Origin of the sequence: Sciscionella sediminilitoris (genome assembly GCF_000737195.2) — a bacterium.
Lineage (GTDB): Bacteria > Actinomycetota > Actinomycetes > Mycobacteriales > Pseudonocardiaceae > Sciscionella > Sciscionella sediminilitoris.
Genome location: NZ_JALM01000119.1, coordinates 1 through 9,251, shown reverse-complemented (window position 1 = coordinate 9,251; position 9,251 = coordinate 1). Strand labels below are relative to the sequence as shown.

At 60.3% G+C, this 9,251-nt stretch carries 7 protein-coding genes, 1 tRNA gene and 2 pseudogenes; 8 read left to right on the top strand and 2 right to left on the bottom strand.

Annotated elements, in window-relative coordinates:
• The 3 genes from AD72_RS37800 to AD72_RS36870 all read left to right on the top strand — a co-directional run.
• The coding region (locus tag AD72_RS37800) for a hypothetical protein (RefSeq protein WP_231645086.1) at nt 1–208 on the top strand (208 nt) is incomplete at its 5' end.
• 193 nt (nt 209–401) lie between these two features.
• Nucleotides 402–2,807: a hypothetical protein gene (locus AD72_RS36875; RefSeq protein ID WP_156365465.1), complete on the top strand. Its 2,406-nt coding sequence runs from the start codon at nt 402–404 to the stop codon at nt 2,805–2,807.
• A gap of 1,073 nt (nt 2,808–3,880) precedes the next feature.
• Nucleotides 3,881–3,959: transfer RNA gene (locus AD72_RS36870), tRNA-Ser, on the top strand.
• A 281-nt stretch (nt 3,960–4,240) separates the two neighbouring features.
• On the opposite strand, the gene AD72_RS31825 is transcribed toward AD72_RS36870, so the two are convergent.
• Complete coding sequence (locus AD72_RS31825; protein ID WP_031470348.1) at nt 4,241–4,789, bottom strand: acyl-CoA-like ligand-binding transcription factor; 549 nt, start codon at nt 4,787–4,789, stop codon at nt 4,241–4,243.
• A 125-nt stretch (nt 4,790–4,914) separates the two neighbouring features.
• Here AD72_RS31825 and AD72_RS31820 point away from each other — a divergent pair, with 125 nt between their 5' ends.
• The 5 genes and pseudogenes from AD72_RS31820 to AD72_RS31805 form a co-directional block, all read left to right on the top strand.
• Entirely contained in the window at nt 4,915–5,751 is an 837-nt protein-coding gene (locus tag AD72_RS31820) for an SDR family NAD(P)-dependent oxidoreductase (RefSeq protein ID WP_031470347.1), read from the top strand.
• Between the two features lie 206 nt (nt 5,752–5,957).
• Nucleotides 5,958–6,230: pseudogene (locus AD72_RS36120) on the top strand (transposase); the annotation flags it as partial.
• A gap of 196 nt (nt 6,231–6,426) precedes the next feature.
• Nucleotides 6,427–6,642, top strand: a complete 216-nt coding sequence (locus AD72_RS36115) for an FAD-binding domain-containing protein (protein ID WP_231645087.1) — start codon at nt 6,427–6,429, stop codon at nt 6,640–6,642.
• Nucleotides 6,639–7,505 carry an NAD-dependent epimerase/dehydratase family protein gene (locus tag AD72_RS31810; RefSeq protein WP_020499829.1) on the top strand — a complete coding sequence of 289 codons (867 nt, stop codon included), beginning with the start codon at nt 6,639–6,641 and terminating at the stop codon, nt 7,503–7,505. Before AD72_RS36115 ends, AD72_RS31810 begins: the two co-directional genes overlap by 4 nt.
• A gap of 1 nt (nt 7,506) precedes the next feature.
• Nucleotides 7,507–8,013: pseudogene (locus AD72_RS31805) on the top strand (NAD(P)H-binding protein); the annotation flags it as partial.
• A 394-nt stretch (nt 8,014–8,407) separates the two neighbouring features.
• On the opposite strand, the gene AD72_RS31800 reads toward AD72_RS31805, so the two are convergent.
• Nucleotides 8,408–9,251: tyrosine-type recombinase/integrase (locus AD72_RS31800; protein WP_037348048.1), on the bottom strand; the 844-nt coding region annotated here is incomplete at its 5' end.

Here is a 9,251-nt window from a genome sequence, read left to right as displayed (position 1 = left end):
GCCCAAAACTCGTCCGGAACCAACTCCTCAACCATGCTCACAGCATCCAACATGGCTCAACCAACCGGAAACCGACACACCGAGCCATTCTGCAACGAACTCTTACGCAGTGGATCTGCGCATGCGCGAAGGATTGTCACGTTGCTCCATTCGGGTATATCAAGCGACGTTGCTACAAGACTGGCCGGAGTTGAGCGACCATGCGTGACGGGTGTCGACAGTTGGGCGATGAGGTGGAAAGGAGTTGGCGAAGAGGGCGGTCGAGATCAGGGCATCGACTTGTGGACGGCAGCAAGCCACTGTAATGACTGGATACGCAACACCCTCAATTTGAAATGGTCTTGCAGCCTCGACCGCGGCCACGACCTAGCGCGACATGTTGACGGATGGGAGAACGACAGGTGAACTCTGATTTCGAGGCCAGCGGCGATTCTGATGAGGGAGATATTCGACTTCGAGAACTCCTGGAGGAGGTCGCGAAGCGTCCGGAGATATCGTACGAGTTAAAGGAAGAAGCCCTATCGCCCTCGGAGCTTATTTCGGCGCTTCTGCATGACAACCGCTTGCGTTCTCAAGCGTTGGTACAACACGTGGTAACAGTTGTCGAGTATCAACGTGAAATTGATAAGCATCGTGAACAGAAGCCCCCCTATTGGGGAGCTGACTGGACAGTGACTAGATCGGTGATTTGGGGCCACTTGTTCTACTGGCTCGTGATCATCGCCTGGCTTGTTGTGGCACCTATCATCTTGTGCTGGAGCTTCATTTCCGGACTGATTGTCGGTGCGATAGGAGCTGTAGTTCTATGGAAGACTGTGATGCGACTGTTTCTTCCTGGTACCGTTCCTGATCGAGCGCGGTGGAGGAACGAATTGATAAAACTGCAGATCTCAATGCCGCTACGGCGTCGCAGGTCACGAATTACTATTCGCGACGAAGTAGTGCTCCCTATGGCTAGAGAGTGGATAAACAACAAGAAGACACCATCGTACTCGCTTGAGCTGACACTTCGAGATGCGGGCGGATTGCGAGAGCCAGACTATAAGGCGGCACTGGTGCCAACCTCAGCAATGAACGAATTTCTTGATCAAATAGTAAGGGGAGGTGCGGGTGCTATTGGCATTGCTGGAAGACGGGGATCCGGAAAGACAACCTTGATTGACCGCGCACTCGAAGCGGAGATCAAAGACGACTTTCCGGTCAGTCGCGTACTGTTCCAGATTAAATCGTCAGCTCCAGTGCGTTACGATGCGCGAGAGTTCGTGCTAAACCTGCATGCAACCACTTGCCGTGCTGTACTGGAACGTTACGGAAGTTATTCTTCAATTTTTCGACGGAATTCTGGTAACGATGAAGATATCTGGAACCGCTGGATCCAGCGTGCATACGTCTGGGATGCGTCGACCGTTCTCATTCGTCGCGCACTCTCAATGCTCTTAAAAGTGGTCATTGCGGCAAGCTGTCAAGCTGTGGTGACGAGAAGCTTCAACCTTGCCGAGATCTATCACCACTACTTGTCATCGTGGCAAAGTGTCCTGAACTCGTTTTCACGATACCTTGAAACGACGGCTACAGTGACAATAGTAATGGATGCACTGACGACCCTGGTTATCTACGCGGTAGCGGTACATATTCTCAGATTCGTGATCTGGTTGAGCGTCTTGATCGTATCCAGTGTCAGCTTGCTTATTCGCAAAATCCGAGAAATTCGTCTGCGTCGACCCGCACCTCCTGAGGTGCGGGCGCTAGTCAGACTGTCACGATATCATTTACGTCGAATTCGGTTCCTGCAAACACGTACCGAAGGCTGGTCGGGAAAGGCGACTATGGGTCGTATCGGATGGGGAATCAACAGGTCGGTGGAAAATGTTGAGCAGCCGTTGACCCAGCCCGAGGTGGTCAGCAACTATCGCGAATTCCTATCTCGTGTAGTTACGACCGCGCGTGTGTTGAATGAGATTGGAGTATTGGTTACAATTGATGAGTTAGATAAGATGGCCGATCCAGCTGAGGCGAGACAGTTTGTAAACGAGATTAAGGGAATATTTGGCGTCGACCACGCAACCTTCGCTCTGTCAGTTTCGGAGGATGCGCTCACCTCGTTTGATCGGCGAGGAATACCGGTGCGCGATGCGTTCGATAGCGCATTCCGTACTATGATCCATGTCGAACCGTTTACTCTGGATGAGTCCCGTCTTTGGCTCGCTCGACGTGCTCTGGGTATCTCGGAGCCGTTCGTATACTTATGCCACTGTCTTTCAGGTGGGCTACCACGCGAGCTACAAAGAATTGCGCTCGCGCTCGCCGACGCTGCGCGCGGCGATCACGCACAGGTACTACGGACGGCAACACAATATCTAGTCGAGTTGGATCTTAACGACAAACTACGAGGGTTCTCTCTTGCGGTAAGTCAACAAGACATTGCATCGACAGATGCGAGTCGATTCTTGATATGTCTAAACAGCTTGCCAAGAACCTTTGACTTCAGAAGGCTGATAGAGCTTCATAAAAGTCTCCTGCCCTCGTCCGCCGGGAACGAAACCAGTGTTCTGGAGCGCCTCCGATTTGAGGCATCTACCTACGTTTTGTTTAGTTCGACTGTACTTGAGGTTTTTGCCAAGAAGATCGTTGACGGCGAAGACTTTACAGATTTGATTATTAGGTCACCCAGTGATTCACTTGATTCGCTAGCTTCGGTCAGACAACATATGGCCTTGGATCCAAGGCTGAGCTTGAATATTCTCACAAGAATTCGACGGCAATGGGGCCTCGTTGACTTGGCTGCTGACTTCTCGGAAGGCAGGTAAAGAGCTGTGCTTTCATCTGAATTATGTTCTCGTCAAGCGCGGGCATTGTAGAATCGTTCGTGTAGCAATGATGACTGAGTGGCGAGCAAGGCACGGAGGTGGTGGCATCAGCGTCTGTCACTTCCCTCATCATTTGTTGGGACCAACGCCAATGTATGCACTCAGTCTTCGATCTTAAGCACCCTCAGGAGGTCGGCCGTGACAACACGATACTGATTCCCTAAGAGTATAACCGAGATGCCTTGGGGTAAGCCGCCAGACCGGGCTAGCTCATAGATCTTGCTACGCCCGATCCCGAGTGCGCGACCTGCTGTAGGAAGGTCGATTGCAGCAGGAAGCGATCGCAGCTCTTCACTGCTCATTCGCGAGTTCATCGCTAGTCCCCCCAGAACTTACGATCCGCGTGTACCTTTATGGTGCTCTATTGTAGCAAATCTGTCAATGCTGCAGGACCTTCGACCGTAGCGGGATCACGACATTCCGGCGCGTTGGATCGAATTCGACGATAGATGCGGTCGCGAGAGGTGAGCGCGTATATCAGCAAAGCTTCGAGCCTACGACCCGGCAGTCGCTGCCTCGCGGTGGTGCGTGTGGGGCTGTCTGAGCTGTTGAGGCGGTTTCTACTGTTTCAAAGTTCGAGTCTGGTAGTGCGAGCGCGAGCAGATGTCGAGCCCGCGCATGACGCGGAGACTTTCTGCGATGTCGTCGGCGGTCGCCGTCGGTCCAGGCATCGACGATGGTGGTTGGTGCGGCGCTCGTTGGGGGTTTATCTCAAGTACGGCGTAAGCGCTCACGTTTGACTGGTCGAGTGAGGTGACATTCCACGATGACACGGGTGTTGCCAGCGTCGGACAATCTGACACCGTCATCGATGACTTCACCGGTCACCATGTGTAACAACCTTTGGGGGAGCTCTATGCGCGGTTGAGGCGTGTGTTCCACGGCGCCTCCCCTCGGGTTTGCGTGTCCGTTGCGTGTCCGGTAGCTTCATAACCAGTCAGCGGCATGCGGACACAACAGCATAAGAAAGCACGCCCTGCGGGACGAATCACCACGATTTGGACGCGATAATCGCGTCCAACACTGGGGATCACGAAACTTGTCTGACTACGGATCAGAAGGTTTGGGGTTCGAATCCCTGCGGGCGCGCCAGATTTTATACAGGTCCAGGACACTCCATGGGTGACATTCGATGGAGTGTCCTGGACTTATCCCTCTATCCATCCTTCAACTGGGATGGTCGGTGGGCGTCGTAAAGGGCTGTGTCGAGCCTGTTTTCGTTGGTGTGTCAGCGAAGTCGGTGTCACGGTCACGGTGGGATCACGTGGCGACGTAGGTGTTGTCTGTCACCCAGCGTTTTGTTCGGCTGAGGACACGGCTGCACGTCGTCGCGCGAGTGGGTTCGGATTCTCCTGCAGCGGCCGGGCCCACTTCTACTGCGCGACGGCAGTCATTGCGCGGGCAAGGAGCTCATCGATCGTGGCGGAAGTGTCCTGGAAAATCCATGCGGTGATGGCTGCGTCCGCGCAGGACAGTGCGGAACAGATCAGCGCGTGCGGACGTGGATCCGATCGATCGTCGGGGTCGATCTGGAGTCTGCGGGAGACCTCGGGCCGCAGAAGTGGGGACCAGCGCGCGTGCTTGCCCGAGTGGGCGGCGGCAAGCGACGGGGTGCTGTACATAAGAGTGATCAGCTGGCGGGACCGTTCGGTGTCCGAGGCATAGCTGCGGCTGAGCGCTCCTAACGCGTGCCGGAGGGATTGCCACACGGGTTCATCGACGGGACGTTCTCGGAGCGCCTCGAGCAGCTCCAGGCCGACGGAGTCCCCGTCGCCGAGCAGTGCGTCGTCCTTCGAGGTGAAGTAACGGAAGAAGGTCGTGCGCGAGATCTCCGCAGCCGCACAAATCTGCTCCACGGTGGTGCTGTCGTAGCCCGCATCCAAACACAGGTCCAGAGCGATCTGGGAGATCTGGGCACGCATGGCTCGGCGCGCACGCTCACGTGCACCTCCGGCCTGCCTGGGGTTCCGCACCATATGCCCATGTTACAGCAGCCCTAATATGTTACAGTGTTTCACATTCGGGACAGTGACCTATAGGAGCTGGTATGGCAGAGTCGAAGACCATCGTGATAACCGGCGCGAGCGACGGAATCGGTGCTGCGGCAGCCCGTCGGCTGGGCAACGACGGTCATCGCGTCGTCGTGGTCGGCCGCTCACCACAGAAGACGGCTGCCGTGGCGCGAGAGGTCGGCGCCGCTGATTACTATCTCGCCGACTTCACCGAGCTCGAGCAGGTTCGGAGCCTCGCCGACGAATTGTTGGCGACCTACCCTCGCATCGACGTGCTCGCCAACAACGCGGGTGGCGTCTTCGGCGCCCCCACGAAGACCGTCGATGGGTTCGAGCGCACATTTCAGATCAACCACCTGGCGCCCTTCCTCCTCACCCGGCTGCTCATGGACACCCTCATCGACTCCCACGCGAGCGTCATCCAGACCTCGAGCACTGTGCGGCCCGCGCGAGAGATCGACCTCGACGACCTCAACCACGACAAGAACTTCAGCCCTGTCCGGGCCTACACCGCCGCGAAGCTGGAGAACGTCCTGTTCAGCACCGAGCTGCACCGTCGTTTCGGCGCCCGGGGGATCTCGGCGGCCTCCTTCTACCCCGGCAATGTGGCCTCTAGTTTCGGCACGCAGTCTGAGAGCAGGCTCATGCGCTTCATCACCACCAACCCGATCTCGCGGCGCCTCATGCTCATCAGCCCAGATCGCGGCGCAGACACACTCGTGTGGCTCGCCGAAGCCACGCCGGGGCGCGACTGGGAGCCGGGTCGGTACTTCTACAAGCGCGAGCCGACCAAGCCGCAGAACGGCCAAGCCCTCGACGCTGACCTCGCGCGCCGATTCTGGGACCGTTCCGAGCAACTGCTCGGCGTTTAACACACAGGTCATGCCCCGGCCCACACCACAGCCGCTCCTGACCAGGACCGCGAAGATACGGCTCCTTCGCAGCGGACCATCAAGGTGGCCACGGTATGCGGTGACAACTGCCCGGTCCATCTCCTTCAACCGATCTCGACGTGCCTGAGGCTACCCCGCCGTCCGGCTTCGGCCATCCCGATCCGAGGTCCTTCGCTCGACTGGATGGCATCTATCAGCGCATGGTCGAGGCCTACCGTCACGAAGACCGGCAGCGTGGCCGCGAGCTGATGGCCACACTGATCAGCGACCTCAGCACCGGCGTCCCGAAGACGCTGAGTGAGCTCATCACGCTGGGGCGGACCTTGAGAAAGCGCGCCGCTGACGTACTGGCCTACTTCGACCTCCCCGGCACCGGCAACGGTCCCACCGAGGTGCTCAATGGCAGGCTCGAACACGTCCGCGGCAGCGCACTGGGCTTCCGCAACCTGACTGACTACACCCTCGATTGGGATGAGCCGCCAATCCGGCATGTGACGACAGATACCGGAACTGGGCGTTGGGCCGACGCGCTGCGGCCCGGGCAGGCGGCCACACCCCGCGGGCTACGGTGCCACCGGGCATCGAGGCACCACCGCCACCGGGCCCGCAGGGACCCGCCGACTGGCCCGGTGGCACAACGCCCGCCCCAACCGGGTGCTCAATCCGCTGCGCCAGGCCGAACGCTACGACCCGCCCGGCGACTACACTCGTCGCGGGGTCCCCGAACTCGCCGGCCTCGACCAGTCGCGACGTCCACCAGCCGTGGCGCCTCGGCGAATCGGCGCTGCGCGTGCTCGGCCAGCCACCACCGATCTCGATACCGCCCGGCGACGCTTCCACGAACAACGACGACTGGCCCTCGACATATGAACTCACCCATCAGCCGGCCCGAATCGGCGGGAACCGCGGTATTGGCCGGCTGCGGCGACCTCGGCGCACGCGTCGGCCAACGCCTGACTCGCCTCGGTTACCGCGTGCTCGGGCTGCGCAGACATCCCGAACACCTGCCCGTGGGCATCGCGGGTCAGGCAGTCGACCTCCGCGAGCAGCGACCACAGCTGCCTGCCGACACGACCCTGGTCGTGGTCGCCCTGACCGCCGATGCGTATACCGCTTCGGCCTACCGCGACACGTACGTGACCGGGTTACGGCGCGTGCTCGACGCGATCGAAGAGGATCTGCCCGCACCGCCCCGGATGCTGCTGGTGTCCTCGACCGCCGTCTACGGCGTCACGGACGGGAGCTGGGTCGACGAACAGCACCCCGCGATCCCCGCGACCGATACCGGCGCACAACTGCGGGCCGCGGAAGCATGCCTGCAGGCGCGGCAGCCGGAAGGGATCGTGCTGCGCCTCGGCGGCCTCTACGGGCCCGGCCCCAGCCGACTGGTGACCAGCGTGCGCGATGGGACCGCCACTGTCCCGGCGGCGCCGATGTTCACCAATCGGATCCATCGCGACGATGCCGCCGGTGTGATCGTGCACCTGGCCACCCGGAGGGCATCCGCGCAACGGCTGTATCTCGGCGTGGACCACGAGCCTGTCGAACGGGCCGTGGTGCTGCGGTACGTCGCCGAACTGCTCGGCGTGCCGCCACCGCCGGTCGCGGCCGAGGAGTCCGGGCGCGGCTCCGGTAAACGCTGCAGCGGCGAGCTGCTGCGCTCGACCGGGTACACCTTCAGCTATCCCACCTACCGCGAGGGCTACCGCGCCGCCCTCGAAGGGAGTCGATGAGATGCGCTGCGTCGTACTCGGTGCCACCGGCTACATCGGCGGCCGGCTCGTGCCCCAGCTCCTGCAGGCCGGGCACCGAGTCCGGGTCGTAGCCCGCGATCCCGACAAACTCTCCGATGTCCCCTGGCGAGACGCAGTCGACATCGTGCGCGGCGACGTCATCGATCCCACCGACATGCACACCGCGCTGCACGGGCAACAGGTCGCCTACTACCTCGTGCACGCCCTGCACCGCACCGACTTCAGCCAGCTCGACCGCACCGCCGCCCATAACGTAGCCACCGCGGCACGCCGAGCAGGCCTCTCCCGGCTGGTGTACCTCGGCGGTATCACCCCCGCCGGCGAGGAGGCGCTCTCCGAGCACCTCGCCTCCCGTACCGAAGTCGGCCACATCCTGCTCGACTCCGGTGTCCCTACCGCGGTACTGCAGGCGGCAGTGATCATCGGATCCGGCTCGGCCAGCTTCGAAATGCTGCGCTACCTCACCGAACGGCTGCCGGTCATGGTCGGTATCCCGTCGCATCTGATCTACGGTCAGTGACAGAATTATTGGCGTGCGCCACGAGTATGTGCTTGACGTGGAGTGGTAACATGCGCGCCTGAGATGTCACCGATGAGGTGCTCCGCCCGAGGCCGGTAGCCGTGTGCGTAGCCATAAGGGAGTTGAACAGTGGGATTTATGGTGCTCACGGGATGCTTTGTGATACTGTAGTTGCTGGTAGATCAATTGGGGGGTCGCTGCATGCTGCCTACGGATCAGAAGGTTTGGGGTTCGAATCCCTACGGGCGCGCAGTGAAAGCATCACCCGAAACCCCCTCTACGCAGGGGGTTTCTTCATGTCCCTGGCCGAGCAAGATCGTGATCCCCAGTGTTGGACTGTCCGATTAGTCGGTTTGCGTGCTCATTGCGTGCCCATCGCCCGGCGACGCGTGTTCGCGACGACTGCGGCGCTAGCTTCGGCCGCCGCTGTGGCGAGCTCGGGGAGCACCGAGGTGTAGATGTCGCTGGTCACTGATAGTGAGGAGTGGCCGAGGAGTACCTGGACGACTTTCATGTCGGTCCCGGCTTTGAGGCTGATCGTCGCCGCGGTGTGCCGCAAGTCATGGAATCGGACCGGTGGCAGATCGAGGTCGCGGACGATCCGTTCGAAACGATCGCTGACGTAGGACGGTCGTAGGGGTTGGCCGTCGTCGCGAGTGAAGATGTATCCGGTGTCGGTCCAGAGTTCTCCGATCTCCAGTCGGTGTTTGTTCTGCCGAAGTCGGTGTGCGCGCAGTACTTCTCCGGACTCAGCGTCGAGTGGGATCGTGCGGAACCCGGCTTCGGATTTCGGCGATTCCTCTGCGACTTCGTAGTCCACCTCGGTGAGCTGCGTCAGCACCTCAAGAGACCGGTAGTCTTCGGCAGCTTCGGTCCAGCTCACTCCGCAGAGCTCACCGCGGCGAGGACCGCGTATCACCGCGAGATGCCAGAGTGCGTACAGCGGGTCCTCGGCGACTCCGTCGAGGAACTGCCCGGCCTGTTCTGGCGTCCACACCATCACTGGCGAGGGGCGAACGCCGGTGCGGCGCCACGCCGCGACGCGCTCGGCAGTCCAGACCATCGGTCGGGGCTTGTCGTAGCTGATCTTGAAGTGGTGGGCGACGTTGATCGACACCAACTCCAACGGGACTGCGTCGTTGAGTGCCTTGCGCAACGTCGCCCGGACACGATCCCGGCTGCTGGTGTTGCGGGACATGACGTTG

Excerpts from the sequence above, each read along its gene's own strand:
- AD72_RS31825 (WP_031470348.1), bottom strand. The coding sequence starts at position 4,789 with ATGCGTGCCCAGATCTCCCAGATCGCTCTGGACCTGTGTTTGGATGCG.
- AD72_RS31820 (WP_031470347.1), top strand. The coding sequence starts at position 4,915 with ATGGCAGAGTCGAAGACCATCGTGATAACCGGCGCGAGCGACGGAATC.
- AD72_RS31810 (WP_020499829.1), top strand. The coding sequence starts at position 6,639 with ATGAACTCACCCATCAGCCGGCCCGAATCGGCGGGAACCGCGGTATTG.